We start from the raw sequence: 26,879 nt of genomic DNA on the forward strand, positions 1-26,879 counted from the left end.
GCTTTTCCTGCGGCACACATCCTAAAGCCACCGTAAACTACCTCCAACGAGGAATTTTCATGACAAAGCTGCTTCTCGCCGTCGCTCTCCTTCTCGCAGCGTCCACTCCCTTTGCCCGCGCCGATCAGGACCGCGTCAGCTTCGGTGGCGACATTACCGTCGCCGAGGGCGAAACTGCCGGTGATCTTGTCTGCGCCTTCTGCTCGGTCCACGTTCACGGCGATGTCAAAGGGGATGTCGCGGTTCTCTTCGGCAGCGTCACGGTCGATCCGACCCGCAACATCTCGGGCGACATAGCGATCCTGGGCGGCGATCTGAACCTGGCTCCGGAGACAGAGGTAGGCGGCGACGTTGCCATCATGGCGGGCAATGCGAACATGGCTCCCGAGGCCACGATCCGCGGAGACCGCACGGTGATGCCGGGCAAGGGCTGGCTGCTTGTGCCGTTCGCGCCGTTCCTTATTCTTATAGGCATCATCTGGCTGATCGTGTACATGGTGCGGCGCAACCGCTACCGTTTTCCGGCTTACCCCAATGGTCGGGGCATTCAGGGTAGATAGGTAGCCGATTCCGGCATCGGATCGAAGCCTGTCGCCGCCCCATCTGTACGTCCTCTTGACTGGAGTGAAGCCTGTCGTCACTCCAGCGGTACGTCATCTCGACCGAAGCGGAGCGGAGTGGAGAGACCCCTGTATTTCGTCCTTGTTTTTTGCGGTTGCTGATTTTCGATGATGAACCAACGGCGGTTCCAGCAGAACAAAAACAAGCAACAGCAAAAGCGAAAATACAGGGGTCTCTCCACTGCGGCGGCAAAAGCGCCGCCTTCGGTCGAGATGACGTGAGTTGGGGCAGATTTTTAGGCTGCAGTGCTCAGAGATTGAGCTTCTTGAAGATGCGCTCCGGGATATTGCGGATGATGAACATGATCGGCTGCCACTGGAACGGCACGTAGAGAGTGTCCTGCCGCTTATCGATCGCGTTGACGATGGATTTAGCCACGGCATCGACATCGGCAAACTTCTCGCTGCCCTTCATGCCGGAGGTCATCGCTGTCTTAACCGGACCGGGCTTGATGGCGAGCACGGTGACGCCTTCGCGGTCGACGCGGTTGCGTAGCCCGCCTAGAAACGCCGACAGGCCAGCCTTGGAAGATCCGTAGAGGTAGTTCGACTTGCGCCCTCGGTCTCCTGCGACCGACGAGATGACGGCCAGCGTTCCCGCATGGCGCTGGACGCAGAAGTTGGCCAGCCACGTCAGCAGCGAGACCGGAGCCATGTAGTTGGTGTAGATGATCTGCGCGGCGGTGTTGAAATCCTGCTCGGCCTTGGCCTGATCGCCGAGGATGCCGTAGGTAAGGTACGCCACATCGAGGCCGGTCAGCGAGTTGACGGCATGAGCGAGCAAAGTTGGATGCTGGTCGGTGTTGTCGAGGTCGGCGACGGCGGTATCGACGTAGCTTGCGCCGCGAGTGCGTAGATCGGTGGCGACGGCGGCAAGCTTCTCTGCGTTGCGGGCTACGAGAAACAGGCGCGCGCCTTGTGCGGCCCAGATACGGCAGGTAGCTTCGGCGATGCCGGAGGTGGCTCCAAGGACGAGGATCTTGCGGGGAGTGGTGCTATCAATCTGACTCATAAACCTGGTCGATCTCCTGTGACGCGCTCCCAGAAGCTGGAGGTAAGTTGCGGGTCGCGGTAGCGGGCGAACTGCTGCCACTGCGGATAGAAGGCCTGGAACTGCGCCGCGGTCATGGCTGCATCTTTGGCAGGGTAGAGACGGCCACCGAACTCGCGGGTCATGTCGGCGAGGCGCTCGAAGAGAGGGAAGCTCTTATCGGGCTTAATGGGGAAGTCGAGCGCCAGTGTGATGCCGGGCTTGGGAAAGCTCATCATGCCGGGCGAGGGCACATCGCCAAAGACCTTGAGCACGGCGAGGAAGCTGGCGAGGCCGGACTTGGCGACCTCTTTGAGGATGGTGATGGTGCCTTCGCGTGCGCTCTCCCACGGAATGACGTACTGGAACTGGAGCAGGCCGCGCTTGCCGTACATGCGGTTCCAGTGCAGCACCTTGTCGAGCGGATAGAAAAAAGGCTCGTAGTCCTGCAATGCGACGACGCGGTTGTGGATCTGCTTGTGGAAGAAGGCAGTGTTGAAGAGGCTGACGGAGAGATGGTTCAGCGCGAAGCCGGGAGCGTCGAAGGGGAAGACCAGCTTCGGTTTAGGTGAGGGCGTGAGCATATCGCGCTTGGTCGAGTGGTCGCCCTGCATGAAGACGCCGCGGGCAAAGTTCTTGCCGGTGGAGGCGCAGTCGATCCAGCTTACGGTGTATTCGATGTCCTGGCTCCGACGAGTGAGGTCGAGAAACTCGTCGATGCCGTGGAACTGAATGCCTTCGTAGTCGATGAGGCGCGACACGATGGGCTTGAGCCGCAGTTGCGCCCAAGAAATAAGACCGGTGAGGCCGAGACCGCCGATGGTGGCAGCGTAGAAGTCAGAGTTCTCGGTTGGCGAGCAGAGCTTGCGCGTGCCGTCGGAGCGGACTAGTTCAAATTGCGTAACGTGGCGGCCGAAGGTTCCGGCGACGTGGTGGTTTTTGCCGTGAATATCGTTGGCGATGGCTCCGCCGAGAGTCACATACTTCGTGCCGGGCGAGACGGGAAGAAAGAATCCACGAGGAACGGCGAAGTCGAGGATCTGCGCCAGCGTGATTCCGGCCTCGGCGGTGAGCAGGCCGGTCTCGGGATCGAAGGCGATCAGGCGGTTCAGACCGGTGGTGACCAGCAGGTTGCCGCCGTTGAGCAGGCATACGTCGCCGTAGCTTCGGCCCATGCCTACGGGCAGCACGCCGTTGTGCATCCCGCTGGCGACGGCTGGGTAGTCGCTCTGCCAGTGCAGAGGGACCACGTTGGCGTCGTAGTTCGGATACCGGCCCCAGGACTCAAAGGGCGCCTGACCTTCGAACTGCTCGTCCGGGGTGCGGAAGTTCAATTCTGGCGTTGTTCCTGAAGCTGTGGGCATAGGGTAAGAATAGCCGATTGCAAAAGCGAGAGGCACGGCTGAGCCGTGCCTCTCGAGTTGTATACGATTAATTTATGCTGCGGCTGTGGCGCGTGCGTCCTTCGCGGACTTCAAAGCACCCTTGGCCTGTTCGGCGAGGGTCGCGAAGCCAGCGGCGTCGTTGACGGCGATGTCGGCGAGGATCTTGCGATCGAGGCCGTTGCCTGCCAGCTTGAGGCCGTTGATGAAGGTCGAGTAGCTCATGCCGTTGATGCGGCAGGCTGCGTTGATGCGCACGATCCAGAGCGCGCGATACTGCCGCTTCTTCTGTTTGCGGCCGGTATAGGCGAACATGAGTCCGCGCTCGACGGCTTCCTGCGCTGCCTGATAGAGCTTGGATTTGGTGAGGAAGTAACCACTGGCGCGCTTGAGGATCTTTTTGCGCCGGTCATTGCGTTTTGTACTCCGTTTTACACGGGGCATGGTGTTTCTCCTTTTGCGTACATCGTTTGAGCGGCTGGAGGTAAGGTGGCCTCTTCACTCGCTATGCAACTTCAGATCTCAGTGGACTCGCTTGCGCTTGTCCAGGGGCCTTTACGCTTTGCTGACCCTTTGCCTGGTGAGGCGGCTCGATCTGAAAAACCGATGGTTCCCTGCCTGAAGCTCAGGCGTAAGGAAGCATCCGTGCTACTTTGGCGTGATCCGCATCGGAGACGAGAACCTGGCCACCAAGCTTGCGCTTGGTCTTGGTTGCCTTCGAGGTGAGGATGTGGCGCATCTTGGACTGGCCGCGCTTGAATTTGCCCGTACCGGTCTTCTTGAAGCGCTTTGCGGCGCCGCTGTGTGTCTTCAGCTTTGGCATTGTGTTCCTAACGAAGTGCTGCTTTTGTACAACCCTTTGAGTATATATGACGATGGCCCGATAAGTTGAGCCGTTTCACCCCTGCTTCCTTTTCTCTGCGATCTGGTCAGCTAAGGAATTTAGAATCAACAGCATATTGAGCTAACCTGGCTGGCTGACCGAGAGTTTTATCGAAACGCGTGCACCACGTCATCTCAACCGATCGAACTCAACAATGAGGCACGTCATCTCGACCGGAGCGAAGCGGAGTGGAGAGACCCCTGTATTTCGCTTTTGTCGCGGCATGTTCTTCCGGACTCAAAGAGGAAACGCTTTTGAGAAAAGTTATTTTGTAGGTGTCCCGGGTGGTGGGCCTGACTTTTGCATCTGCTCGGCGAAATCTTTGGTGAGCTGCTCGATCTGGGGTTGGAGCGTGCGCATCTGCTGCACCATCAGCGCCATGCTCTTTGACATCAGTTGGGGCGCTTTGGCGACCATTGCCTTTCCGGCGGGTGAGCGGTAGAAGCTCAGGATGCCGTCGAGCTCTTCTTCGGTGTAGGTCTCGTCGTAGACCTGAACCATGATGGGCTTCATCTTGTCCCAGTTCACGGAACCGGTGATGAGATTGCCGATCCTCTGCTGGTAATCGTCATAGACGGTCTGCTGCGCGGGCGTCAGCTTCAGGTTGGCTGACTGCTCGGCCGCAGATGCCTTCATTCGCTCGCTCATCTGGCCCAGCATCTGCGTCATCAGCTGGTTCATGTTGGTGAGCTGCATCAACTCTTCCACCTTTGCCTTCTTGGAGGCTTCGTCGGCGTGGGCGAAGAGCGGAGTGATGAGGAGAAGGGCGAGGAGGGTTCTCGTGATGAGCTTCATGGGTGCTTCCTTTGGGATGGGGACTGTGGCTTGCAGGCGAGGAGGTGGTGCGGCCTGCCGAAGGGAAGCATACAGGATGGAGAGGAGAACCTGTGTCGATATCTTCAGTCCACAGCCGTTTTGCGTAAGTTTTAAGGAGGTTGTGGCGGAGCTGAGTTTTCAACAAGGGAGGTATGGAATGCGTCGTAGCGGAAAGCTGTGGAGGCTTGTGGCCTGTTGGCTAATGTTGACGGGATCGATGATGGCGGTGGCAGCAACCAGTATGCAGGACCCGGCGTGGACGACACCGTTTCCGCCGTACCGGATTGCCGGGAACCTGTACTACGTCGGCAGCAAGGACCTGGCGTCGTACCTGATCGTCACGCCGCAGGGAGACATCCTCATCAACAGCAGCCTGACCAGCTCACCCCAGCTGATTAAGAAGAGCGTCGAGCAGTTGGGGTTCAAGTTCAGCGATGTAAAGATTCTGCTGATCAGCCACGCGCACTGGGACCATGCGGCGGGCAGCGCCGAGGTGAAGAAGCTGACCGGCGCACAATACATGGTGATGGACGCGGACGTTCCGGTGGTGGAGTCGGGCGGAAGGAAGGACTTTCATTATGGCAAGTCGCCGGATGACTGGTACCCTCCTGCCAAGGTTGACCGTGTGCTGCATGATGGCAGCGAGGTTCGGCTTGGCAGCATGGTGCTGGTCGCACACCTGACGCCGGGGCATACCAAGGGCTGCACGACCTGGACGATGAAGGTGACCGACGGCGGGAAGACGTACAACGTCGTGATTGTGGGCAGCCCGAATATGAACCCCGGTTATAAGCTGGTGGGCGATCCGGCGTATCCGCAGATGGCCGCGGACTATGAGAAAGGGTTTCGAGTGCTGAAGTCGCTGCCCTGCGACATCTTTCTGGGAGCGCATGGCAGCTACTACGACATGCTGGAGAAGTATGCGCGGCTGAAGCAAGACGGCGTAAATGCATTCGTCGATCCTGCGGGATATAAGGCTTATATCGCCGACAGGGAGAGTGCGTTTAAGGCGGAGCTGGCGAAGCAGCAGCGAGGGAAGAGGTAAAAATACCGGAGCAGGGTTGTACACAAAACTCTGCTGGCGGGAGTCCTACTAAGCGATGCGTCTTCGAACAATTTTGCTCCTGCTGGTTGCGCTGGCCGCTCTGCTGACGGCGCCGCAGTGGGTGAAGAGCACCACGGTTACCGAAGCGCAGGCGTTACACGTTGCCGCGCAGGATCAAACTGCCTATACGCTTCCGCCTGCGAAGTTGAAGCAGGCCGAGGGGCTCTTCCGTGTGCGGACGATCCTGTACTTTGTTGGCAGCGTGTGGAGCATTCTGCAACTGCTTCTACTGCTGGCGCTGGGTGTTCCACCACGGCTGCGCGATATTGCGGTGAGGGCTGCGGAGAATCGGCTGGCGCAGTGCTTCTTATTTACGCTGCTGCTGTTTGGCGCGATCGCGGTGCTGGATGCGCCGCTGTATGTGTACGGGCATCATCTGGGGCTGGCGTATGGGCTCTCGGTGCAGCACTGGCCGAGCTGGCTGTGGGACCAGGTCAAGAGCTTTGTGATGGTGTGGATTGTGGGCGGAATGCTGGTGATGGTGCTGTTCTGGGTGATTCGCCGCTCGCCCGGGCGATGGTGGCTGTGGTTCTGGATGCCGGCGATGGTGGCAGTCCTGTTTGGGGTCTTTTTAGCGCCGGTGTTGGTCGATCCGCTCTTCAACAAGTTCGAGCCATTGCAGCAGTCGAACCCCGCGCTGGTCGCGCAACTGGAGAAGGTCGTTGCGCGCAGCGGCATCAGCCTGCCGCCGGACCGGATGTTCTATATGCGTGCCAGCAGCAAGGTCACCGGGTTGAATGCCTACGTCACCGGCTTTGGCCCATCGAAGCGGCTGGTGCTGTGGGACACCACGATCAAAGATGCCACGCCGGATGAGCTGTCCTCGGTATTTGGCCACGAGCTGGGCCACTATGCGCTGCACCATATCGCGCTGGGGCTGGTGTTCACCGGATTGCTGTTGCTGGTGGCGTTCTTTGTCGGGCAGAAGCTGACGGAATGGCTGCTGCGGCGTTATGGCGCGCGGTGGGGGATTGGGTCGCAGAACGACTGGGCGTTTCTGGTGGTGCTGTTGCTGGCGCTGAATACGTTGTCGTTTTTCTTAGCGCCGATTGAGAATGCCTTCAGCCGGTCGATCGAACATGCCGCAGACGTCTATGGGCAGGAGGCGGTTCATGGCATCGTGGCCGATCCTCAGGCGGTGACGCAGCAAGCGTTTCAACGGCTCGGCGAGGCATCGCTTGAAGATCCTGTAGCGCACCCTTTTATTGAATTTTGGACTTACAGCCATCCTTCGATCGAGAGCCGTGCAGCCTTTGCCGCCACATACAACCCATGGGTTATCGGCGAGCATCCAAAATTCTTTCCAAAGGATCGCAATGCGATTTTTTAAAAGAAGACGGCCCTGAACCTACCGATGCCTATTGACTGCCTGTTCTGCAAAATCGTTGAAGGAAAGATCCCGGCGAGCCGCGTTTACGAAGACGAACTCTGCATCGGCTTTCCTGATATCAATCCCCAAGCCCCTACGCATCTGCTCATCATCCCCAAGCAGCACATCGCCTCGCAGGCGAAGGCTGCCGCCGAACATACGCCTCTGCTGGGCCATCTGCTCGCCACGGCTGCTGAGATTGCGCGCAGCCGTAAGTTGAATGGCGGCTATCGCGTGGTCGTCAACACCGGCGATGACGGCGGCCAGACGGTGAACCATCTGCACCTGCATCTGCTGGGCGGGCGGCATATGGACTGGCCTCCGGGCTAGTGTGCGTTTGCCTGTGAGATTCGGCCATGCAAAAGTTATTTCCTCTCAGGTGCAGCTTCCTTCGTTTGTCATTCCCGAAGGGAATCTGCGTTTTGCTCGAATCACCAAAACGACATCTGGAGGAGAACCGCTCGAAACGATTGACAATGGAACGATCTATTGCAAAAAGCCCTGCGAGTGATTTCGCAGGGCTTTTCAGTTTTGCTTCGATTCCGGTTATTGGTTGAAGTTCGGCTCGTCCTCTTCTACCAGGCCGTAACGGCGCAGCAGATTGGGCAGGTTCTGCGAGAACGCCGCGCGGGGCATGACCGTGTCGCAGCCAGCTTCAACGGCCTTCGCCTTCAGGTCTCCCTGCAGATGCGAGAGGAAGCCGACAATCGAAGTGCTGCGCTTGAGCTTGGTCTTCAACTTCGGAATCAACGTCAACGGTTTGGCGTTTGCGTTGTTGAGGTCGAAGACGATCAGGCCGGGACGCTCCTCTTCTTCGAGGCCGGTCAACGTCGCAATCGACTCCTTGTCGTTCTTGATGAAGGCGATCTTTACCCCGAGTTTGCGCGCCGTCTCCTGAATCTTCGCGATAAAGAAAAGATCCTCAATAAAAAAGAAGATTTTAGTTGGCGCGTCCTCAGGAATTGGAATGGTTTTGCCCTGCGAATAGTCGATGGGCTGTGAATCGCTCTGATATCCGCGCCCGCCTCCGCCACCGCGGCCTTGAAAGTTGCCGTGGGTCTCGATGGTCGATGGCGGCGTATCGGCGAAGTTGCCGTTGGCCACGCGGTAGCTGTGGTCCATGGGGCCGACGAAGCTGCGCGGTCCGCGCTGCTGCTGTCTGCCTCCACCGCCTCCACCGCTCTTGCGCTTGAAGCCGTTATTGCCCGGCTGATGGCTGTTGCTGTCGCGGAAGCCTCCGCCATTGCTGCTGCCGCTGCTGGCGACGTTGCCGGGGTTTTCCGGGGAGCGCTGGCGGTCACGGTCGCGGAACTTCTTCTTCCAGCGCTTGGCTGGGGCCGATCCGTTGGCTCCGTTCTGCTGCTGGCCGGAGTTGGCCTGAAAACTTTGAGGCTGGGAGGTCTGCACGCTGGCAGCCTGAATGGAGCCGATAGGTTGGTCTGCTGACTGCTCCCCGGAGGTCCCGGCCTGGGCTGCGTCCTGGGGGGAGTCCGGCCCCTTGGTCTTGCGCTTGCGGCGACGGCGGCGGCTGCTTTTGGACTGTCCCATTCCGTGGGGGACGTTCGCCCCGGAGAATTGCTCGTCGCCGTCCTGCTGACCGGCTGACATTGACGAACCCTGGGGCGATTGCACCTCGGGTACATTCTGCTCTGAAGTCATGCTTCCACTTCCTATTGCACTAGATCACAATTAGCGGTTCACTCTCACGCCACGGGCCTCGTCGTCTCCGCGCAGATTTTGCGGAGCCAGCCAAACCGGGATTGCAGCGTCGGAGGAAACGGTCTCAAATTACACTCGAACGGACGTCTTGATATTGCCTGTTGGCTGTGACCAGCGATGATCTGCCAGCGAAACACAACCTGGAACGCCTTACTTTGGCGAACCCTCACCCTCTACCTGTTTGCGACAGAGTCCCACAAATTCACTGTGCCTGGCTGCTTGCTGCCAATCTCTATTTTATCAATTGACGGCTACACAATGAGCGGCACCCACAGCCGGTTCACGAAGTAAGACTTAGAGTACGCGCAAAGGTAGCGATTGGCAAGAACTCTCTTTGCGGAAGAACCGGCTAAATTTATCGGTGAATGGCCGACTTATATAGATGAAGCTTGGGCAGGGATACGAGAGACATCGGCGGATAAAAGAAGCAAAAGCCGCTCGACGAGCGGCTTTTGCATAACGAATGGCCAGTCACTGGCCTCCTGAAAGACTTCCGGTAAGGGAAGTGAGCCTCTCGGTCGATGGCAAAACCCTCATCGGGGTTTAGCTTCTTTCGATCCGGGGCATTACAACCGCGCTTCAACTTCGACTCGGAGGAGTAATGCTGAGATAGATAGCAATCGGTCGGCCAAACCAGGGTGACGGATTCATAGGACTTATGGGCCGTATAAAAGTGGAGATACCAGAAAACGGAAGTCCTGGATTGATGGCGCTATGCTTTTTAGGATATTCAGCAAAGATTTGGAGTTTGACCGACTACCGAGGCAGTCCTATAATCCAAGATGTTCCGCCAACCCTCTCGCTGGCCGACGGTTTCTTTGTTATGCTGGCCGCGGTGCTCGAGGTAAAAGGTAGTTACGCTTTTCGAGCGTCACCATCAAGAGGATGCAGGAATGGCTCGGAAGGTCGCGATTGGTGCGCCTACGGCCGGATGATTTTGGAATGATCCCCGAAGGAGTATCACACACCGCATGAATCGTACCCTTACGCTAGTCTCCGCCCTTGGCGCGGGATTGTTGACCGTTGCCGGGATGGCCCAAACAACGACGCCCACCACCCAACCCGCCGCTTCTGCTGCTGTGGCGCCACAAGCTGTACCAGCAAAGATTGCCCTGATCGAGTATGAGCAGGTTGCAGCCGCTACGAATGAAGGACAGCGCGCGATTCAAGAGGTTCAGGCCAAGTATGCACCGAAGAAGACTCAGATCGACTCTCAGTCTGCGGAAGTGGATTCCCTGAAGAAGCAACTGCAGAGTGCGCCTGCGACCCTCTCTGACGAAGAGCGCGCCAGCAAGCTGCGCACGATCGACACCAAGGAAAAGCAGCTCCAGCGCGATGCTCAGGATGCCACGCAGGCCTATAACGCCGACCTACAGGATGCTCTCGGCAAAGTTGCGCAGAAGCTTGGGCCTACGGTGGTGAAGTACGTTCAGGCGAATGGCTATACGCTTCTTCTGGACCTCAGCGGACAGCAGGCCCAGGGAGGCGTCTCGGTCATGTGGGCGACCCCTGGAACCGACATCTCGCAGGCGATCATCGAGGCTTACAACGCTTCTTCTGGAGTCGGAGCTCCTGCTCCTTCTGCGCCGACCCCGGCTGCGCGTCCGCGTTCGACCACGACGCATCCCTCAACCACCAAGTAACAGGCAGCAAATTTTTGACAAAAGGGAGACCTCTCAGGAGGCCTCCCTTTTGCCTGCCTGTGGAAAATTCTGTGGATTTTCAGTGCGCCGCCGCCAAACACAGCGCCTTGGAAAGGATATTACCCTGGGTGGGTATCTCGTGAGTGCTATCTAACTCGATATGGGTTATGACCTTACGATGGACAGTGCAATAGTTTGCAGTTGTTTTTGCATTCTTCGAGCAAGTATAACGATTTCAAGGGTTTCCACAGATCAGTGTTACTGATGAGTTACAGCCTCAGATTTCAGCGCTGCTCGTAAGCTCAAAGAGTTCATCTATTTTGAAGAGTACAGCCGCTGCCGGATGCGATATATCTGGTTACTTCTAAGAGCTGCATCGACCGATAAACCCAAAACTTAATCAAAGTGCCCTAATCTTCCCCGACTTTGAGCACGGCTAAAAATGCCTCCTGCGGAATATCTACCTTGCCGATGCGCTTCATGCGCTTTTTGCCCTCTTTCTGCTTATCGAGGAGCTTGCGCTTGCGGCTGATGTCGCCGCCGTAGCACTTGGCGATGACGTTCTTGCGGATGGCGGTGACGGTCTCGCGGGCGATGACCTTCGATCCGATGGCGGCCTGAATGGCGACCTCGAACATCTGGCGCGGGATCAGCTCGCGCATCTTGGAGACGAGAGCGCGACCACGATTCTGGGCGAAGTCCTTGTGGATGATGATGGAGAGCGCATCGACGGGATCGCCGCCGATGAGGATGTCCATCTTGACCATGGGCGAGACCCAGCTCCCGGCGAGGACGTAGTCGAGCGAGGCGTAGCCGCGGGAGACGGTCTTGAGGCGGTCGTAGAAGTCGAGCACGATCTCGTTGAGTGGAAGCTCGTAGGTGATCATGACGCGGGTGTCGGAGACGTACTCCATGTTCTGCTGACGGCCGCGCTTCTCTTCGACGAGCTTCAGGATTCCGCCGACGTACTCTTCGTTGGTCAAAATCTTGGCGATGATGACCGGCTCTTCGATCTGCTCGATGTTCGAGGGATCGGGCCAGCGCGAAGGATTGTCAACCTCGATGACGCTGCCGTCGGTCAGGGTGATCTTGTAGCGGACGCCGGGCGCGGTGGTGATGAGGTCGAGGTCGTACTCGCGCTCCAGGCGCTCCTGAATGATCTCAAGATGGAGCAGGCCGAGGAAGCCGCAGCGGAAGCCGAAGCCGAGCGCGACGGAGCTTTCTGGCTCGAAGGAGAAGCTGGCGTCATTGAGGCGGAGCTTTTCGAGCGCGTCGCGCAGCATGGCGTGCTCGTGCGAGTCGACGGTGTAAAGACCGGCGAAGACCATGCTCTTGATGTCTTCGAAGCCGGGTAGCGCTTCGGCGCAGGGGTTCTCGACCGAAGTGATGGTGTCGCCGACCTTGGTGTCGGCTACGTTTTTGATGGTGGCCACGAAGAAGCCGACTTCGCCGGCGGAAAGCTCGACCATCTCGACTGGCTTGGGAGTCATGACGCCCATGCTTTCGACATCGAAGGTCTTGCCGTTCGACATGACCTTGATCTTCATGCCCTTGCGCAGCTTGCCGTTGACGATACGGGCGAGCACGATGACGCCTCTGTAGGGATCGAACCAGCTATCGAAGATGAGCGCTTGCAGCGGTGCCTCTGGATCGCCCTTTGGCGGCGGTAGCAGTGTCACGACCGCTTCTAGAATGTCAGCGACGTTGAGGCCGGTCTTGGCCGAGACCGCAATTGCGTCATCAGCAGGTAGCCCGACGGATTTTTCGATCATCTCCTTGGTGCGCTCGATGTCGGCGCTGGGGAGATCAATCTTGTTGATGATGGGAATGATCTCAAGGCCACCGGCGATGGCGAGGTAAGCATTGGCGAGCGTCTGTGCCTCGACGCCCTGCGAGGCGTCGACAACCAGCAGTGCGCCTTCGCACGATGCCAGCGAGCGTGAGACCTCGTAGCTGAAATCGACGTGGCCGGGCGTGTCGATGAGGTTGAGCTGATAGGTCTCGCCGTCGTGCGCCTTGTACATCATGCGGACGGTGTGGGCCTTGATGGTGATGCCGCGCTCGCGCTCGAGGTCCATGGTGTCGAGCACCTGCATCTGCATCTCGCGCGCGGTCACCGAGCCGGTCAGCTCGAGCAGACGGTCGGAGAGGGTGGACTTGCCATGGTCGATATGCGCGATGATCGCGAAGTTGCGGATGTGACTTGGATCCATACGGGGTGCGAACTGCCTCAACTTTCGATGCTATCACTCGGGCGGCGTGGAGTGAACGTGAGGTATCTCGAATGGAGCGAGTGTGAGATGCGCAGGTTTGAGCGTGCAATCCGTCTTACAATGAGCAGGGAAGATGGCTCGAACAACTCTACTATTCAAAGACGTGCGGCGATGGGCACTAGTGGCAGCGTGTGTGCCGCTGGTGATGCTTGCGGGCTGTCCGCAGAACCAGGGCGCAGCGACGGCCAAGGTGCCTGCGCAGGCGACGGCTCCGGCCATTGCAAATGGCCCCGCAGACAAAGCGCAACCGGCAGGGAAGATTGTTGCGGCGAAGGCTGAACCGGTCGATCCGGCGGAGGCTTACAAAGAGCAGCAGTTGATCAACCATGCCGAGCAGCTCTATCGCAGCGGCGTCGACAACTACAGCGCTGGTCATCTGGATGCTGCGCGCGCGGATTTCGACTCTGCCGTGGATGCGATGCTGATGAGCGGGATGGACCTGAAGGGCGACCCCGACCTCGCCGACGAGTTGGACCACCTGGTGAGTGCGGTGAACTCGCTGGAGATGGCGGCACTGAAGCAGGGCAACGGATTTTCGCCCGCCGTTGAAGAGGCACCGCTCGACGCTGCCAATCAGGTCACCTTTCCCGCGAACCCTGCTTTGACTGCGAAGGTGGAGGCGGAGTTGAAGACGACGCAGTCGGACTTTCCGCTGGTGATCAATCAATACGTCGCCGGGTTTATCAGCTATTTTTCCAACTCACCCACGGGACACGCACACCTGCTGCGGTCACTGGAGCGTGCGGGAAAATACAAGACCATGATCTCGAAGGATCTGCGGGATGAAGGGCTTCCTCAGGATCTGATCTATCTTGCAGTGGCCGAGTCGGGCTTTCAACCCCAAGTAGTGAATGCGCATTCGGGAGCTGGCGGCATGTGGCAGTTTATGCCGTTTCAGGGGGCGTATGGTCTGACGCACAATGGATGGTTCGATGAGCGGTTCGATCCGGAGAAGTCCTCCATCGCCTATGCGAAGTATATGAAGGCACTCTACAACCAGTTTGGCGACTGGTATCTCGCAATGGCCGCGTATAACTGGGGCCCGGGCAATGTGCAGCGCTCGGTCATGCACACTGGCTACGCTGACTTCTGGGAACTGTATCGGCGCAACGTGCTTCCGGAGGCGACGAAGAACTATGTGCCGGGGATCATCGCGGCAATCATCATGGCGAAGAATCCGACGCAGTATGGACTGGACAAGATGGTTCCCGAGCCGGCGGTTGTCTACGACACGGTGACGGTGAGCTACGCGGTGGACCTGCGGCTGGTGGCAGATGTGACCAACGCAACGCTGCCCGAGATTGTTGGACTGAATCCGAGTCTGCTGCGCATGACGACGCCGCGGGAGATGCCCTTCGATCTGCACATTCCGGTTGGCACCGGCGACCTTTTTGCTTCGCGGATCAAACAGATTCCCGAGGACAAGAGGGACACCTGGCGGTTCCATGTGGTGCACGAGGGCGAGACGCTCGATGCCGTCGCAACGACATTTCATACTCATGCGAGCGATATCGCGGAAGAGAATGGCGTCACCGGGAACGATGGTGTCGATGGCGGCGATGAGCTGGTGATTCCGATCGCGGCACCAAGAGCGGTGGCCCATCCGCAGACATATAAGGTGCGGCGCGGCGATACGCTGGTTACGGTTGCCGACCGCTTCGGCGTAACGGTGGAGCAACTGCGGAGCTGGAACCATCTGCGATCGAACGCTGTCGCGACGGGGCATTCGTTGCGGGTCTCCGAGCCTGTGAAGCTCGCGCCGCGAATGCGCTCGCGTGGCAAATCGTCGCGTGGGCACAGGTCTTCAGTGTCTTCGCATTCGCGTTCGAAGGGACCGCATGCAGCGTCATCACACACAAAATCGTCTTCATCCGGACGAGCGGATTCGAAAAAATCGAGTACAAACTCGAAGCACGGCGTCTCCAAAACGAAACGGAAAGCTGCCCGATAAGTTACCCCGCGAAAAAGATTACTTGCCTTCGGTAGCGCTTGGATGCATCCTGTTGCTAGAATCTCGTCGCAGGTAGTAAAGATGGATTTGGTTGCATCGTACTTGTAGCGAAGAAGTCAGAGCAGTGTTGAGGGGAAATGACAATGGCGTTCGACGACACGATTCGGTACCACGCAGCAGCCGCAGATAACAACGATCACGACTTTGCCGATGAAGCAGAAGACGACGATCTGCGCCACCGCTTCGACGAGGACGATGAAGAAGAAGAGGTCACCCTTAGCTCCGACGACGATGAGGATGATATCGACGAGGACGATGACGACGTGCGGACGCGGCCCGATGCTCATGCCGAAGAGGCGAGCCTGTTCAGCCTGCCGCCGTCGCCGGTGAGAGGCTATACGCCCTCAACCAGAGAGGCGACTCTTCCCGTCAGCGCTCCGGTGCAGGCTGCAAAGCCCGCCGCCAAGAAGGCAGCGGCGAAGAAAGCTCCTGCAAAGAAAGCAGTGCCCGCCAAGAAGGCTGCACCGGTAAAGAAGGTTGCAGCGAAGAAGGCCGTTAAGAAAGCTGTCAAGAAGGCCCCAGCGAAGAAGGCCCCAACGAAGAAGGCAGCAGCGAAGAAGGCTCCTGCAAAGAAAGTTGTAGCGAAAAAGGTCGCGGCGAAGAAGAGCCCGGCCAAAAAGACATTGAGTTCTGCCGCGAAGAAGTCCAGTGCTCTGCGCGGCGGTAAGGTCGCCCCTAAAAAGGCGTCCGGCAACAAGAGCACTGCCAGTAACAAAAAACCAACGAAGAGAGGTAATACCTTGGCAACCAAGAAAGCAGCAGCAAAGAAGGCCCCTGCGAAGAAGGCAGCGGCAAAGAAGGCAGTTAAGAAGGCTGTAAAGAAGGCCCCTGCAAAGAAGGCAGCAGCGAAGAAGGCTCCTGCAAAGAAGGCCGTAAAGAAGGCTGTAAAGAAGGCCGTCAAGAAGTAAGCAACTAACCTAAGGCAAGCAAAAAGGCCCGGACACTCGATTGAGAGCCCGGGCCTTTTTGCGTCTGTTGCTATCTCTACTTCTTAGCTTCTTCGATTGCGGCGAGAACTTCTTCGCTGTGGTGGTCCACCTTGACATCGGGCCAGAACTTCACGACCTTGCCCTTGGGAGAGATGAGGAACGTCTGCCGCTTGGCGAAGTGCATATCGCCGTGCGTCATCACCGGGACGCCGTATGCATCGACGACCTTGTGATCGGGATCGGCCAGCATCTTGAAGCTGAAGGTGTCTATCGCGCACCATGCCTTGTGGCTGGCGACGGTATCGAGGCTGACGCCGAGGACGACCGCGTGGAGCTTGTCATACTTCGGCTGGTCGCGCTGAAAGTTATGCGCTTCGATGGTGCATCCAGTGGTCTGGTCCTTCGGGTAGAAGTAGAGGACGACCCACTTCCCCTTGAACTCGCTGAGGCTGATGGGCCGGTCTTCCTGTGAGGGAAGCGTGAAGTTGGGTGCGGTCATACCGACCTTGACCGTGTCTGTATCTGTGTCGGCAGCATGGGCTTTCAAACCAACGCCGCATGTTGCCACCAAGCCTATGATCGCTGCAAGCAAAATTCCTTTGCGCATCTTCGTTCCCCTTTGTGAAGCATGATGAATAGACGAGCCCATTTCTCAATAGGACGCCTGTTCAATCCCTTTGGTTACGACGTCGTGACAACATTGTGACAATTGACTATTGAGCAAGGATAGCGATGCCAGCGGCATCTGCGGTGGCGACGATAGCTGCCGGATCGAACATCAGCGTCCTGCCTGCTTCTACGGCGAGACAGGTCGCGCCTGCACGTTGCATCGTCTGGATAGTGGCGACGCCGACGACCGGCACGTCGAAGCGCATGTCCTGATTGGGCTTAGCAACTTTTACAACGGTCAGCGAGCGGCTGAGGGTGGTTTGGTCGCCGATCTCGATGCCGAGGGTGCGAAAGAGAGCACCGGCACGCTCGATGGTGGCGTCTGTGCCTTCCATGGCCTCAACCGCAACGCAGGCCTGCGCAGCGATCACCACGGTCTGGCCGAGGTCATATCCAGCGATGGCCTGGGCCACGGTGCGGCCATAGGCGATGTCTTTAAGTTCTTCTTCGCTGGGAGCACGGCTGGTGAGAACGCCGGGCTTTGCGAGTAGAGGCTCGAGGTAGGCGGTTGAGGAGATCAGTTCGATGCCCTCGTCGCCGAGGACTTTTGCGATTGCGCCGAGCAGCATGTCGGTGTTGCGGGTGCGGAGGTTGAGCAGCAGTTTTGCCAGACGCCAGTCGGGACGGATGCTGGAGAAGATCTGCTTGTGCTTGACCTGTCCGGCCATGACGGCGCGGGTGACGCCTTCGGCCTGAAAGGTTTCGATGAGGTGGGAGAGTTCGCCGAGCGACATCCAGTGGACGTGAATATCGGCATCGGCTGCGGCGCGAGCGTCGATCTCGGGGTCGGCCTCCTCCTTGATCGCTGCGACGACGACCTGAAGGCCGTGGGCGCGTGCAGCGTCAAGAAGGAGAAAAGGGAAGCGACCGTTGCCGGCGATGAGGCCGAGTTTATCCATAGTTCAATGATGCCATTGCAAAGCGAAGCCTACTTCTTGCCTTCGACTTCGTCCTTGAGGTGAATGGTGCGGCCTGTCGCAGCAGAGCGGCGCGCGGCGTCCAGAATGCGGACGACGGTAACGTTGGTGTCGAGCGAGGTCATATCGTGCTCCGGCTTGAGCGTTCCGCCGAGGACAGCGCTGAGATAGTTGAGAGAGTTGTTCTGGGGCGGCGCAAGCGCGGGTGCGTCTTCGACATGTTCGGTGTGCTCGCCGGGGAGACGGACGCGAAGCTTCACGCCGGGTGCGCCGTCCACATAAAGCGTGTCGATGTAGCCTTTGACGCCGTAGACTTCCATGTCTTTGCGGTCGAAGGGCCAGTTCCACGAGCCTTGAATGATGGCCTGCGCGTGCGGATAGGTCAGGACGATGGTGCTGTCGTCATCGACGTTGGGATAGATCTCCGGCTTGATGTGCAGGGTGACAGCGGTGACGGTCAGCGGCAGTTCGCCGTGCATCATCCATGTGGTGAGATCGACGCCGTAGCAGCCGAAGTCGAAGAGTGATCCGGCACCGTTCTGCTTCGGGTCGGTGAGCCACTTGAAGAAGTCAGGGCTGACGCCGATCTCCTTGGGGCCGCGGTGTCCGTCGTGAAAGACGAGCTTGCGCAGCTCGCCGATCTGGCCTGCCTCAAGCATGTTGTTCGCCGCGGTGTTGGAGGCGTACCAGGTGGTCTCATAGTTGGTGAGCACGGGCACGTTGTACTTCTGCGAGAGCTTCTGGATGGCCAGAGCGTCTTCGACAGTGGTGGCGAGTGGCTTCTCGACCATGGCCGGGATGTGGAGCGGTGCGGCCTGCTCGATGGCGGCGCGGTGTCCGGCGACAGCGGTATAGACGAGGATCGCCTGCGGGTGCGTCTTGGCGAGCATCGTTGCTTCGGACGAGTAGAAGAGATTCTCAGGGAGATGGAAGCGTGTGGCATACTTCTGGCGCAGAGCGGCGTCGGGTTCGGAGATGCCGACGAGCTCGACATCGGGGTGCGAAGGCAGCTCGTGCAGGAAGCCCATGATGTGGTCGTGGTTCAGACCGACGACGGCGACGCGGATGTGAGCAGGATTCTGCGCTGAAGCGGAAGAGAGGCTGAGCACGCTGAAGACGCAGAGGGCGAGAAGCGATTTAAACGTGTAACGAAGAGAGGAGGTCATAGGTGCAGACCAGTCTACCTTTCTGTGACAAATAGCGCTTCAATAGCCAATTATTTGGATCGCACGACATTGATGCTAATTGTTGATTGCGTTGAGATTCGTATGGGTTTTCCATTCTGCGTGGGCGGTTCAAAGAGCCATTCGAACATCTGCGCTTGAATTTTATGCTGGAGCGATTCTGAGGGTGCGCCTTTAACTTCTGCTGACTCGACCGTACCATCGGATCGAATTAATAAGGAAACATGGACAACAAAGGAACCTTGAGCTTTGGTATCCACATAGACAGGATCCAGCCCACATGCCAAGCATTGAAGTGAGCTATTTGAGGAGATCTTCGCGCTTAACGGTTTTACTACCTGTTCAGCTGGCTTAGGATCACCTACGGCCAGTACATCTGTCGCGATCGCAAGCGTATTGCAGGTGACGCCGCTATGTATAGTACAAATTTGGTCTCGGACACTAGCCCATTTTGCCGTCAATGGTCCCGGTGGGATGCTGAAATATGTCGTCGGCGAATGAAAGAAATTGATGAGCAAAGAATTAGAAGCAAAGCACCCGGTGGTTGTGCATAGCCCGCATTCCTGCCAATGACAGGCTTGGACCTCATGAGAAGCAGTCTGCCAATCAGTCCCATTTTCAGAAGTTAAGGCAACAGGAACGCTGTGGCCTCCCCCAGGTTTGTCTTTATCGACAACTTTGAATCCGGACATCCAATAATGCCCATCTACAGCGAGAAAGCTTGCAATACCTGTGCTTGGAGGATCATAGAAAGTCCAGTTTTTACCACCATTTGCCGTTGTTAAGAATCCTGCTTCGGAGAAAGGTCCCTCTGAAAGGAGTATGCCCATTTTTTCAGAGCTTAAGGTGACCAATGAATAGGTGTATGGAAATTTCCGTAAAACCTCAGAAGGTTCCGTGATGGCGTGTGGAATGTCGCTGCCATCCAGATAAAGCAATGCTGATCCTGTCCGAAAAATGCCATGAGACGAATCTGCCAGAGAAGCTTGAAGGATAGTCTGGTCGCTTACATTGCGCCTGAGCCATGTGGTTCCACCGTCTTCAGTAATGAGGAGTGCCCCAGAGGTCCCGAAAGCATAGCCGAATGTTTCGGAAGCAAACCCAATACCCAAAAGAACAGCGCCACCATTCTCAATATGGTGCTTAACCTCCCAATGTTTACCATCTACAGAGGTAGCAATACCTTCGCCGACCCCGCAGATCCAAAAGGAAGATTTTGTAGAAGTAATGTTAATCGGACGAAAGCTAACGTCCGAGGTTGTCCACGAGGCTGGACCGGTAATTGTTTGCGCGTAACTCAGAGTGGTGAGCATCAGCGCTGCGAGCGAACGGAGAAAGATGCGGTAGAACATGCCCGCCGATTTTATCTCAGATACTGGCTATTTGATGACCCCGCGGTCGCTGTTGGCGATGAACTCTGCGAGATAGGCGACGTGTTCACCTGCGCCTTTGGCAACCGTCTCGCGGATGGCTTCGAGCGCCTGGGTCGTATTCAGCTTCGAGGCTTGCAGCAGACGGTAGGCAGCGCGCAACTCCTTCAACTGCTCCGGCGTGAAGCCGCGCCGTTCGAGGCCGACTTTGTTCAATCCGTAGGCGTGGTTGTTGCGCTCAATGCTGGTGAGCGAGTAGGGCAGCACATTCTGCGTGATGGTGGTGCCCCCGCCGATGTAGGAGTATTTGCCGATGCGGCAGAACTGATGCACGGGGCACAGTGCGCCGACTACGGCGTAGTCCTCGACGATGACGTGTCCGGCCAGCGTAGCGGAGTTGGCCAGGATGCATCCGTTGCCGATGTGCGAGTCGTGGCCGATGTGGGTGTAGGCCATGATCAGACAGCCGCTTCCCACCGTCGTCACTCCGCCCCCGCCCATCGTCCCACGCGAGATGGTGACGTACTCGCGGATGCTGTTGTCGTCGCCGATCGTCACCCTCGTCGGCTCGCCAGCGTACTTCAGGTCCTGCGGAGAGATACCCACGCAGGCGAAGGAGTAGATGCGGTTCCGGCTGCCGAGGGTCAGGTGCCCGTCAAGCACGACGTGCGAGACCAGCTCGCACTCTTCGCCGAGCACGACGTTCGCTCCAATCGTGCAGTAAGGACCGACCGTGCAGGACTCCGGAATGACGGCTCCAGCGGCGACGATTGCGGTCGGGTGGATACTCACTCGGCCGGTACCTCGGAGGCAGGCTTCTTCGCCGCGCGGGGCACGAGCTGGCACATCACGGTCGCCTCGCAGGCTACCTTGCCGTCGACGGTCGCGATGCCGAGCATCTTGACGGCGCGGCTGCGCCATTGCAGCACGGTGACCTCGATGCGCAGTTGATCACCGGGAACGACGGGGCGGCGAAACTTGGCGTTGTCGATTCCGGTGAAGACCATCAGCTTGTCGGCGCGGTCGGGAATCTCGGTCAGCAGCAGCGCTCCGCCAGCCTGGGCGATGGCTTCGACCATCAGGACGCCGGGCATGATGGGGTAGTCGGGAAAGTGACCCTGAAAGTGCGGCTCGTTGAAGGTGACGTTCTTGATGGCGACGATGCGCTGCTTGCGTTCAATCTCGACGACGCGGTCGATCAGCAGGAAGGGGTAGCGATGCGGCAGGATGGACATGATCTCGACGATGTCCATCGTCTGCTTGGCGGCCTCAGGGGCCTCGGGCGAATTGGTTTGCTGTTCACGCTCAGATTCAGTCATGGCAGCCCTGAGTATAAACCGCCGGGTTACTTCTTTTTCAGCAGATGGTCGGGGTTGAAGAGTTCGTGCGGCAGGCCGGTGTTGTACTGCACGTTGGTCAGGAAGCGCTGATTGCTCATGTCGCCGTTGTGATAACGGGTAATGGTGAGGGGTGTGGGCAGGCCCTGCATGGTGTGATAGTCGTCGTACTCCTCGACATCCTCGTCGTGGTCTTTGAAGGTGGTGTTGCGCCACTCAAAAGTACGGCGCAGGGGAAGGTGGGTGGTGGCATCGAGGTCGATGGTGACGCCATCGTTGTTCGCGCTGAGGATGGTGACCTGATCTGCCATGCGGCGCTCGACCATGCTGGTGCCGTCGTAGAGCACCATGACGCCGGGGGCCTTGAGCCAGGTGCGAACCACGTCTTCGATGGAGTGGGCCTGCCTGCGGTAGTAGTCCTCGACCTGATCTTTGGGCAGGGTGGTCTTGCCCTTGAAGGTGACCTCGTAGCCTTCGCCGCCGGTCCAGATCTGCACGACGTCGATCTTCTTGCCAGGGAAGATCATGCTCTTGTCCGTGAGGAAGCCGATGCGCTCGGCCTGCGGCTGTTCCCCCTCGGGAAACTGTTGCCACGCGTCGAACTCTACCACCATGCCATTGGGTCTCCCCTGAAAAAAGGTGGCGATGTGGCCGTGGAACTGCATGTCCCGGCGATGGAGCCACGCGTCTCCGCCCAGCGCGGTGACCATCTCGTCCATCAATTGATGCCCGCGCTGTTCCTGCGTCTGCGGAGTGGGCTGGGCGGTCGTCGCGTTGGGAATATCGCTGGCCTGTGCCCGGAGCAGGGGCGAGGCGAACGTGGCTGACAAGATGCCTGACAACAGGGTGCAGAAAAACAGGGTGCAGAGAACCTTCTTCATCGAAACTCCATTGGCAACGAATCCATCGCTTCTTTGGACGGCTGCGGGCGGGCGAATGTTCGGGCAAAAAATATTCTGCATAGATCCCGCTTATCCGATAATCTCATCCTCACGCAATCGCATCGCCTGCGCGGCGCGTTGCCAATTCTCTCAACAGCGGAGCCTGTCCGAATATGAAGATCGCCGTAGTGATAGCTCGTGTTTTGCTTGGCCTGATATTTCTTGTCTTCGGCCTCAACTATTTCTTCCATTTTCTTCCCATGCCGCCGCCGCCGGGCGATGCCGGTGTATTGATGGGCATCTTCTACACGCATGGCTGGCTGACCTTCCACGGTGTGCTCTATGTGCTTGCCGGCGCGCTGCTGGTGGCCGGATGGTACGTTCCCGTCGGGCTGACCATTCTGGGACCCATTATTGTGAACATCCTGCTGTTCCATCTCACGATTGCGCCGGGCATCGCTCCGGGAGCTGTGGCGGCTGTGCTGGAGCTGTTCCTGATCTGGGCCTACTGGCCAGCCTTTCGGGGTATCTTTACCGCGAAGCTGGAGGCGTAGAACCTCAAAATCCCAGCAAAAGCGCTTGTCAAGCCCCAAAATGGCTTAACTTACACAAAATAAACCGAATAGAGGTTGCAGGTGAGTTTCACTCCATTCGCTACAATTTAAATAAAGCAGAAAAGAGAGAAAGGCCCCGCCGCAATGCTGGGCCTAACTCGTTTAGAAAGAATATTTTGACCGCTAAGTCCCCTGGAATGAATATTTGTCAAAAATAAATTAGGTAAATCCTTGAATCAAAGCGCTTTAGGCCTAAAGTGCCCCGGGGGGGGGGGCCTCCCGGAAATCTTTAGCCTAAGAATCTGTTTAAAACTCATTAGCCACGTCATCTCGACCGGAGCCGCGCGGTTTCATCGCGCGGCGGAGTGGAGAGACCCCTGTATTTCGCTTTTGTTTTTTGTTGTTGCCAGTTGTTCTGAACTTCAGAGAGGCAATTTTTAAACGGGTTCTACGAGGCTGATCGCCGGGAGGCCAGAAGTTTTCTGCGTTCCGTTATGAGCTGCCTTTGTTTCGTCTTCGGCATGGTCAGCATGGTGCGGGTCTTTGGCGGCAGCTTGGCCAGGGTCAGGTCGTAGGCGGCGCGCAGTTGCTGCTCCCACTCGGCGGTGCGAAAGACGTTCCAGCGCTCGGCGGCGACCCAGTGAATGCGGGCGACGTAGGGCGCGGGGAAGATGCCGTCGATCTCGAGTAGTTCGGCGGAGCGCTCCGGCCCTGCGGGGTAGGAGATGACGCGCGGGTGGTTGTCGGTCTGTTCGAGCTTGACCCAGGCAAACATCTTGCCGCCGACGGCTTTGTCCCCAACCCAGAAGACGAGGCCACCGAACTGCGCGGTTTCGACGACGTGAGGAAGGCCAAGGAGGAAGGCGCGGATGCGTTCGACGTCCATGACAGAAGTATAGGAGAGGCTTAGCGCAGGCGAAGCCGGATGGGGCCTTTTGCTGTGGCGGGATCAACGATTGCTCCATGCTGGGTGATGACAATCTTTCCCGCGACCACAAGACGACGCGCCGCGGCACGGGCTGGCTCCACCAGCCCCTCCCAGTCGCGGCGAGTGGCTTTGTCCTTACCGCGAGCGTCGCCGCTGACCAGCTTCGCCGCCTCTGACGGGCAGATCGTCTTGCTCCTGTCTCCATCGACGCTGCGTTCGGCGAGAAGCTCAAGAATGGCGGCCTCAAGTGCCACATCCTTTTCGCCGGGGCGGTAGCCGGTGCAGGCTTCGCTACAGAACTTAACGATGTCCCAGTCCTGCTCCCACTTCTTCTGCCACTGAATGGGGCGGCGGCAGGTCTTGCAAAGCTTGTCTTTGCGTGGAGTGGGACGCTCGGGGTTGCGTTTGCGGTCGGGCATGAATTGAAAAGGGGTGGATATTTATCAAGGTGCCTATTTGGGTAAATTTGGATCAGGCGTTGAGGGATACACCACCCACTATACTTTCGCCATGGAATTCAAGCTGGTGAAAGTGTTCTTACTCATGGCGGCTTGCTTTTGCGTGGGAGGTATTGGTTATGGGGTGTACGCGAGTAGAGAGAGTATTTCTCCTAAGAAGGGCAAGGGGCGACTCATTGCGTTCCTTCTTTGCGGAGCGGGTATTTGCATCGGTGCATTAGCTATCGGCTCGTTGCAATGGACAACCCCCATTTATCAGGTAGATGGAGTCGTCGAAAGTGCGCAAATTCACTCACAGAATAAAGGATATAGAACGAGCCTGATAGTGCAGACATCATCGGGTGTGGACTTGGTACTTAACGCAGATGGTCGGAGTCCTTATTTCCGGACTGGTGAACATCTCCAGGTGTCTTATCGTGGATATAGTGGCTCGATACACAAAGCCCTGTTTCTTTCCCCTACCGGAAATGAAGAAGGTATTTTCAATGGTACTGATGATTGGCCGCCTTACTTTATGTTCCTAATGGGGTTGTTTGTTATGTGGGCAGGAGTTCGCAAATTCAAACGTGATCCTGAAGGAGCAGGGGAGTCTAAAGGTATGTGGGGAAATTGACCTCTGTTTGAAAAGTCCGGGTCTTTATACTTGAAAGATATGTCCGCTTCTATAACGGAGACCATGGCTAATTTTTTATCGCTTGAAGACCAGCTTGACCTCATCACCAAGGGCGCTGCCGAGATTCTTCCGCTGGACGCTCTTAAGGAGCGCATTCAGCAGTCCATCGCTTCGGGCAAGCCGATGCGCATCAAGGCGGGATTTGACCCGACTGCACCGGACCTGCATCTGGGCCATACGGTGCTGATTCGCAAGCTACGGCACTTTCAGCAACTGGGGCATACGGTCATCTTTTTGATTGGGGATTCGACGGCGCTGATCGGCGACCCGACCGGGCGCAACGTGACCCGCAAGCCGCTGACGCCCGAGCAGATTGCCGCCAACGCGGAGACGTACAAGGAGCAGGTGTTCAAGATTCTGGACCCGGAGAAGACCGAGGTTCGGTACAACTCCGAGTGGCTGGACAAGCTGAACTACTACGACATGGTGCGGCTGCTGGCGCAGTTCACGGTGTCGCAGATGCTGGAGCGCGAGGACTTCCACAAGCGCTTCGACGCGGAGCAGCCGATTGCGCTGCACGAGATGATCTATCCCGTGGCGCAGGGGTACGACTCGGTTGAGCTGAAGAGCGATGTGGAGCTGGGCGGGACGGACCAGAAGTTCAACCTGATGCGTGGGCGCGATCTGCAGAAGCACTTTGGCGAACCGCAGCAGATTGTGCTGATGGTGCCGATTTTGGAAGGGCTGGACGGCGTGCAGAAGATGTCGAAGTCGCTGAATAATGCGATTGGCATTCATGAGCCGGCGTCGGAGATGTATGGCAAGCTGATGTCGATCTCCGACGAGCTGATGTGGAAGTATTGGACGCTGCTGACTGATCTGCGTAAGTCGGAGATTGCGCAGATGCAGGCCGATGTGACCGATGGCAAGCTGCATCCGATGCAGACGAAGAAGAACCTCGCGCATGCAATTACTGCCGATTTTCATTCGGCGGCTGAGGCCGATGCGGCGGCGGAGAACTGGGCGCAGCAGTTTCAGCAGCGCGGAGTGGCGAACGATCTCGAAGAGGTAACGGTGGAATACAGTGCCGTCGCGGGGGCCGATGCGAATACAGTGCGGATGGCGAAGCTCCTGGCACAGGCTGGACTCGCCAGTTCGGCAAGCGAGGCTACGCGCAAGCTGGCCGAGGGAGCAGTGCGCGTAGGCACTGAGGTGCACCGCGAAGCAACGCTATCGCTGGAATCATTGCCGGCGAAGCTGACGGTGCGGCTGGGCAAGCGGGCCAAGGCTATTACGATTACGGCATGAGCCGCGTTTGAGTCGTCGCATGGTTTTGGCACAAACCTGCGCGGAAAGATGGCATCCTACCACTATGCGTATGTTGACCCGCTCGAAGTTCTTTTGCTGTGTGGCCCTGGTTCTTTTTGTTGCTCTGCCGCTCCACGCGCAGGACCCCAGGCAGATCGTGCAGACAGCGGTTAACACGGAGCTGGCCGCGAGCCGCAACGATCACAGCCTGTGGCGATATCGCGACGCGCAAAGGGAAGCGAACAAAGTTTCCATTGTGGTGCAGACCGCCAAGGGCTCGGTAAAGCGCCTGATCGAGAAGAATGGCGCACCGCTGACTGCTGCCGAAGCGCAGACAGAAGATGCACGGATACAGAATGCGATCCACGACCCGGAGAAGATGGCGAAGCAGAGGAGAGATGGCGCGTCCGACGATAAAAGCGCGACGGAGCTGCTGAATATGCTTCCCACGGCGTTTCTCTGGAAGATCGCGAACGAGAACCGCGATTCAATCACGCTGACCTTCACTCCTAATCCTGACTTCAGCCCGCCGGACATGCAGTCGCGTGTGTTGAGTGCGATGGCAGGCGATCTGGTAGTGGACAAAAAACAGCATCGCATCGAGACCATCAGTGGAAAGCTGGTGCGCGACGTGACCTTCGGCTGGGGGCTGCTGGGACGGATGAAGCAGGGCGGAACGTTTCGTGTGGAACGGCGCGAGTTGAAGCCGGGACTGTGGCAGATTACCGAGACGCATGTGAATATCGCGGGCAAGGCGCTGCTGTTCAAAAATATTGGCCAGCAGCAGGATGAGGTGCAGACGGACTTTACCCAGGTGCCTGCGAACACGACGTTCGAACAGGCGGCGGAGATGTCGAAAGAGAAGCATTAGCCGCTGCCG

General features: G+C 57.8%; 27 protein-coding genes. 11 read left to right on the forward strand and 16 right to left on the reverse strand.

Going from position 1 to position 26,879, the window contains the following annotated elements; all coding sequences use genetic code 11:
• Nucleotides 1–59: 59 nt before the first annotated feature.
• A complete protein-coding gene (locus GSQ81_RS16935; protein WP_158911813.1) occupies nucleotides 60–560 on the forward strand; it encodes a hypothetical protein in 501 nt (166 codons plus the stop codon).
• Between the two features lie 310 nt (nucleotides 561–870).
• On the opposite strand, the gene GSQ81_RS16940 is transcribed toward GSQ81_RS16935, so the two are convergent.
• From GSQ81_RS16940 to GSQ81_RS16960, 5 genes are all read right to left on the reverse strand, one after another.
• Nucleotides 871–1,632: an SDR family oxidoreductase gene (locus GSQ81_RS16940; protein WP_158911814.1), complete on the reverse strand. Its 762-nt coding sequence runs from the start codon at nucleotides 1,630–1,632 to the stop codon at nucleotides 871–873.
• Entirely contained in the window at nucleotides 1,629–3,014 is a 1,386-nt protein-coding gene (locus tag GSQ81_RS16945) for an FAD-binding oxidoreductase (protein WP_158911815.1), read from the reverse strand. Before GSQ81_RS16945 ends, GSQ81_RS16940 begins: the two co-directional genes overlap by 4 nt.
• A gap of 72 nt (nucleotides 3,015–3,086) precedes the next feature.
• Entirely contained in the window at nucleotides 3,087–3,476 is a 390-nt protein-coding gene (rplT, locus tag GSQ81_RS16950) for a 50S ribosomal protein L20 (protein WP_158911816.1), read from the reverse strand.
• Between the two features lie 181 nt (nucleotides 3,477–3,657).
• On the reverse strand, nucleotides 3,658–3,855 hold the full coding sequence (gene rpmI, locus GSQ81_RS16955; RefSeq protein ID WP_158911817.1) for a 50S ribosomal protein L35: 198 nt from the start codon (nucleotides 3,853–3,855) through the stop codon (nucleotides 3,658–3,660).
• 324 nt (nucleotides 3,856–4,179) lie between these two features.
• Entirely contained in the window at nucleotides 4,180–4,710 is a 531-nt protein-coding gene (locus GSQ81_RS16960) for a DUF2059 domain-containing protein (RefSeq protein ID WP_158911818.1), read from the reverse strand.
• A 223-nt stretch (nucleotides 4,711–4,933) separates the two neighbouring features.
• On the opposite strand from GSQ81_RS16960, the gene bla reads away from it, so the two are divergent.
• From bla to GSQ81_RS16975, 3 genes are read left to right on the forward strand one after another with little or no spacing between them, the layout of a single operon-like run.
• Nucleotides 4,934–5,776 (forward strand): subclass B3 metallo-beta-lactamase, encoded by an 843-nt coding sequence (bla, locus tag GSQ81_RS16965; RefSeq protein ID WP_216846502.1) that lies wholly within the window; start codon nucleotides 4,934–4,936, stop codon nucleotides 5,774–5,776.
• Nucleotides 5,777–5,831: 55 nt separating this feature from the next.
• Nucleotides 5,832–7,166, forward strand: coding sequence for a M48 family metallopeptidase (locus GSQ81_RS16970; RefSeq protein ID WP_158911820.1), 1,335 nt, complete (start codon nucleotides 5,832–5,834; stop codon nucleotides 7,164–7,166).
• 24 nt (nucleotides 7,167–7,190) lie between these two features.
• The gene (locus GSQ81_RS16975) at nucleotides 7,191–7,535 is read left to right on the forward strand and encodes a histidine triad nucleotide-binding protein (RefSeq protein WP_158911821.1); all 345 of its coding nucleotides are present in this window, start codon (nucleotides 7,191–7,193) and stop codon (nucleotides 7,533–7,535) included.
• Between the two features lie 216 nt (nucleotides 7,536–7,751).
• On the opposite strand, the gene GSQ81_RS16980 is transcribed toward GSQ81_RS16975, so the two are convergent.
• Nucleotides 7,752–8,864, reverse strand: coding sequence for a response regulator (locus GSQ81_RS16980; RefSeq protein ID WP_158911822.1), 1,113 nt, complete (start codon nucleotides 8,862–8,864; stop codon nucleotides 7,752–7,754).
• A 1,031-nt stretch (nucleotides 8,865–9,895) separates the two neighbouring features.
• Between GSQ81_RS16980 and GSQ81_RS16985 the strand changes: the two genes are divergently transcribed.
• Nucleotides 9,896–10,567 (forward strand): OmpH family outer membrane protein, encoded by a 672-nt coding sequence (locus GSQ81_RS16985; protein WP_158911823.1) that lies wholly within the window; start codon nucleotides 9,896–9,898, stop codon nucleotides 10,565–10,567.
• A 410-nt stretch (nucleotides 10,568–10,977) separates the two neighbouring features.
• On the opposite strand, the gene lepA is transcribed toward GSQ81_RS16985, so the two are convergent.
• Entirely contained in the window at nucleotides 10,978–12,780 is a 1,803-nt protein-coding gene (lepA, locus tag GSQ81_RS16990) for a translation elongation factor 4 (protein WP_158911824.1), read from the reverse strand.
• Nucleotides 12,781–12,913: 133 nt separating this feature from the next.
• Between lepA and GSQ81_RS16995 the strand changes: the two genes are divergently transcribed.
• Nucleotides 12,914–14,791 carry a lytic transglycosylase domain-containing protein gene (locus tag GSQ81_RS16995; RefSeq protein WP_254060262.1) on the forward strand — a complete coding sequence of 626 codons (1,878 nt, stop codon included), beginning with the start codon at nucleotides 12,914–12,916 and terminating at the stop codon, nucleotides 14,789–14,791.
• 143 nt (nucleotides 14,792–14,934) lie between these two features.
• The gene (locus tag GSQ81_RS19860; RefSeq protein WP_216846459.1) at nucleotides 14,935–15,759 is read left to right on the forward strand and encodes a hypothetical protein; all 825 of its coding nucleotides are present in this window, start codon (nucleotides 14,935–14,937) and stop codon (nucleotides 15,757–15,759) included.
• A gap of 76 nt (nucleotides 15,760–15,835) precedes the next feature.
• Here the strand turns inward: GSQ81_RS19860 and GSQ81_RS17005 are convergent, their stop codons facing one another.
• The 7 genes from GSQ81_RS17005 to GSQ81_RS17035 all read right to left on the reverse strand — a co-directional run bounded on the left by GSQ81_RS17005 (nucleotide 15,836) and on the right by GSQ81_RS17035 (nucleotide 22,138).
• Nucleotides 15,836–16,387, reverse strand: coding sequence for a peroxiredoxin (locus tag GSQ81_RS17005; RefSeq protein ID WP_158911825.1), 552 nt, complete (start codon nucleotides 16,385–16,387; stop codon nucleotides 15,836–15,838).
• Nucleotides 16,388–16,493: 106 nt separating this feature from the next.
• On the reverse strand, nucleotides 16,494–17,348 hold the full coding sequence (locus tag GSQ81_RS17010; protein ID WP_158911826.1) for an LpxI family protein: 855 nt from the start codon (nucleotides 17,346–17,348) through the stop codon (nucleotides 16,494–16,496).
• Nucleotides 17,349–17,377: 29 nt separating this feature from the next.
• A complete protein-coding gene (locus GSQ81_RS17015) occupies nucleotides 17,378–18,532 on the reverse strand; it encodes a Gfo/Idh/MocA family protein (RefSeq protein ID WP_158911827.1) in 1,155 nt (384 codons plus the stop codon).
• Nucleotides 18,533–18,582: 50 nt separating this feature from the next.
• The gene (locus GSQ81_RS17020) at nucleotides 18,583–19,902 is read right to left on the reverse strand and encodes a hypothetical protein (RefSeq protein WP_158911828.1); all 1,320 of its coding nucleotides are present in this window, start codon (nucleotides 19,900–19,902) and stop codon (nucleotides 18,583–18,585) included.
• Between the two features lie 27 nt (nucleotides 19,903–19,929).
• A complete protein-coding gene (gene lpxA / locus GSQ81_RS17025; protein ID WP_158911829.1) occupies nucleotides 19,930–20,712 on the reverse strand; it encodes an acyl-ACP--UDP-N-acetylglucosamine O-acyltransferase in 783 nt (260 codons plus the stop codon).
• The gene (gene fabZ, locus GSQ81_RS17030; RefSeq protein WP_158911830.1) at nucleotides 20,709–21,239 is read right to left on the reverse strand and encodes a 3-hydroxyacyl-ACP dehydratase FabZ; all 531 of its coding nucleotides are present in this window, start codon (nucleotides 21,237–21,239) and stop codon (nucleotides 20,709–20,711) included. Before fabZ ends, lpxA begins: the two co-directional genes overlap by 4 nt.
• A gap of 26 nt (nucleotides 21,240–21,265) precedes the next feature.
• Nucleotides 21,266–22,138, reverse strand: a complete 873-nt coding sequence (locus GSQ81_RS17035; RefSeq protein ID WP_158911831.1) for a hypothetical protein — start codon at nucleotides 22,136–22,138, stop codon at nucleotides 21,266–21,268.
• Between the two features lie 173 nt (nucleotides 22,139–22,311).
• Between GSQ81_RS17035 and GSQ81_RS17040 the strand changes: the two genes are divergently transcribed.
• Complete coding sequence (locus GSQ81_RS17040) at nucleotides 22,312–22,692, forward strand: DoxX family protein (RefSeq protein WP_158911832.1); 381 nt, start codon at nucleotides 22,312–22,314, stop codon at nucleotides 22,690–22,692.
• Between the two features lie 448 nt (nucleotides 22,693–23,140).
• Here GSQ81_RS17040 and GSQ81_RS17045 read toward each other — a convergent pair whose 3' ends face one another.
• Together GSQ81_RS17045 and GSQ81_RS17050 are read right to left on the reverse strand one after the other, a co-directional pair.
• Nucleotides 23,141–23,578: an MmcQ/YjbR family DNA-binding protein gene (locus GSQ81_RS17045; RefSeq protein ID WP_158911833.1), complete on the reverse strand. Its 438-nt coding sequence runs from the start codon at nucleotides 23,576–23,578 to the stop codon at nucleotides 23,141–23,143.
• A 20-nt stretch (nucleotides 23,579–23,598) separates the two neighbouring features.
• A complete protein-coding gene (locus GSQ81_RS17050) occupies nucleotides 23,599–24,039 on the reverse strand; it encodes a DUF3253 domain-containing protein (protein ID WP_158911834.1) in 441 nt (146 codons plus the stop codon).
• A gap of 13 nt (nucleotides 24,040–24,052) precedes the next feature.
• Here GSQ81_RS17050 and GSQ81_RS17055 point away from each other — a divergent pair, with 13 nt between their 5' ends.
• From GSQ81_RS17055 to GSQ81_RS17065, 3 genes are all read left to right on the forward strand, one after another.
• Nucleotides 24,053–24,691, forward strand: coding sequence for a hypothetical protein (locus tag GSQ81_RS17055; protein ID WP_158911835.1), 639 nt, complete (start codon nucleotides 24,053–24,055; stop codon nucleotides 24,689–24,691).
• A 63-nt stretch (nucleotides 24,692–24,754) separates the two neighbouring features.
• Nucleotides 24,755–25,999 carry a tyrosine--tRNA ligase gene (gene tyrS, locus GSQ81_RS17060; protein WP_158911836.1) on the forward strand — a complete coding sequence of 415 codons (1,245 nt, stop codon included), beginning with the start codon at nucleotides 24,755–24,757 and terminating at the stop codon, nucleotides 25,997–25,999.
• Between the two features lie 64 nt (nucleotides 26,000–26,063).
• Nucleotides 26,064–26,870 (forward strand): hypothetical protein, encoded by an 807-nt coding sequence (locus GSQ81_RS17065; RefSeq protein ID WP_158911837.1) that lies wholly within the window; start codon nucleotides 26,064–26,066, stop codon nucleotides 26,868–26,870.
• Nucleotides 26,871–26,879: the final 9 nt, after the last annotated feature.

Origin of the sequence: Granulicella sp. L56 (genome assembly GCF_009765835.1) — a bacterium.
GTDB lineage: Bacteria > Acidobacteriota > Terriglobia > Terriglobales > Acidobacteriaceae > Edaphobacter.

Bases quoted from the DNA above. Each gene is read 5' to 3' on its own strand.
- GSQ81_RS16935 (WP_158911813.1), top strand. From the start codon at position 60: ATGACAAAGCTGCTTCTCGCCGTCGCTCTCCTTCTCGCAGCGTCCACT.
- GSQ81_RS16940 (WP_158911814.1), bottom strand. From the start codon at position 1,632: ATGAGTCAGATTGATAGCACCACTCCCCGCAAGATCCTCGTCCTTGGA.
- GSQ81_RS16945 (WP_158911815.1), bottom strand. From the start codon at position 3,014: ATGCCCACAGCTTCAGGAACAACGCCAGAATTGAACTTCCGCACCCCG.
- rplT (WP_158911816.1), bottom strand. From the start codon at position 3,476: ATGCCCCGTGTAAAACGGAGTACAAAACGCAATGACCGGCGCAAAAAG.
- rpmI (WP_158911817.1), bottom strand. From the start codon at position 3,855: ATGCCAAAGCTGAAGACACACAGCGGCGCCGCAAAGCGCTTCAAGAAG.
- GSQ81_RS16960 (WP_158911818.1), bottom strand. From the start codon at position 4,710: ATGAAGCTCATCACGAGAACCCTCCTCGCCCTTCTCCTCATCACTCCG.
- bla (WP_216846502.1), top strand. From the start codon at position 4,934: ATGTTGACGGGATCGATGATGGCGGTGGCAGCAACCAGTATGCAGGAC.
- GSQ81_RS16970 (WP_158911820.1), top strand. From the start codon at position 5,832: ATGCGTCTTCGAACAATTTTGCTCCTGCTGGTTGCGCTGGCCGCTCTG.
- GSQ81_RS16975 (WP_158911821.1), top strand. From the start codon at position 7,191: ATGCCTATTGACTGCCTGTTCTGCAAAATCGTTGAAGGAAAGATCCCG.
- GSQ81_RS16980 (WP_158911822.1), bottom strand. From the start codon at position 8,864: ATGACTTCAGAGCAGAATGTACCCGAGGTGCAATCGCCCCAGGGTTCG.
- GSQ81_RS16985 (WP_158911823.1), top strand. From the start codon at position 9,896: ATGAATCGTACCCTTACGCTAGTCTCCGCCCTTGGCGCGGGATTGTTG.
- lepA (WP_158911824.1), bottom strand. From the start codon at position 12,780: ATGGATCCAAGTCACATCCGCAACTTCGCGATCATCGCGCATATCGAC.
- GSQ81_RS16995 (WP_254060262.1), top strand. From the start codon at position 12,914: ATGGCTCGAACAACTCTACTATTCAAAGACGTGCGGCGATGGGCACTA.
- GSQ81_RS19860 (WP_216846459.1), top strand. From the start codon at position 14,935: ATGGCGTTCGACGACACGATTCGGTACCACGCAGCAGCCGCAGATAAC.
- GSQ81_RS17005 (WP_158911825.1), bottom strand. From the start codon at position 16,387: ATGCGCAAAGGAATTTTGCTTGCAGCGATCATAGGCTTGGTGGCAACA.
- GSQ81_RS17010 (WP_158911826.1), bottom strand. From the start codon at position 17,348: ATGGATAAACTCGGCCTCATCGCCGGCAACGGTCGCTTCCCTTTTCTC.
- GSQ81_RS17015 (WP_158911827.1), bottom strand. From the start codon at position 18,532: ATGACCTCCTCTCTTCGTTACACGTTTAAATCGCTTCTCGCCCTCTGC.
- GSQ81_RS17020 (WP_158911828.1), bottom strand. From the start codon at position 19,902: ATGTTCTACCGCATCTTTCTCCGTTCGCTCGCAGCGCTGATGCTCACC.
- fabZ (WP_158911830.1), bottom strand. From the start codon at position 21,239: ATGACTGAATCTGAGCGTGAACAGCAAACCAATTCGCCCGAGGCCCCT.
- GSQ81_RS17035 (WP_158911831.1), bottom strand. From the start codon at position 22,138: ATGAAGAAGGTTCTCTGCACCCTGTTTTTCTGCACCCTGTTGTCAGGC.
- GSQ81_RS17040 (WP_158911832.1), top strand. From the start codon at position 22,312: ATGAAGATCGCCGTAGTGATAGCTCGTGTTTTGCTTGGCCTGATATTT.
- GSQ81_RS17045 (WP_158911833.1), bottom strand. From the start codon at position 23,578: ATGGACGTCGAACGCATCCGCGCCTTCCTCCTTGGCCTTCCTCACGTC.
- GSQ81_RS17050 (WP_158911834.1), bottom strand. From the start codon at position 24,039: ATGCCCGACCGCAAACGCAACCCCGAGCGTCCCACTCCACGCAAAGAC.
- tyrS (WP_158911836.1), top strand. From the start codon at position 24,755: ATGGCTAATTTTTTATCGCTTGAAGACCAGCTTGACCTCATCACCAAG.
- GSQ81_RS17065 (WP_158911837.1), top strand. From the start codon at position 26,064: ATGCGTATGTTGACCCGCTCGAAGTTCTTTTGCTGTGTGGCCCTGGTT.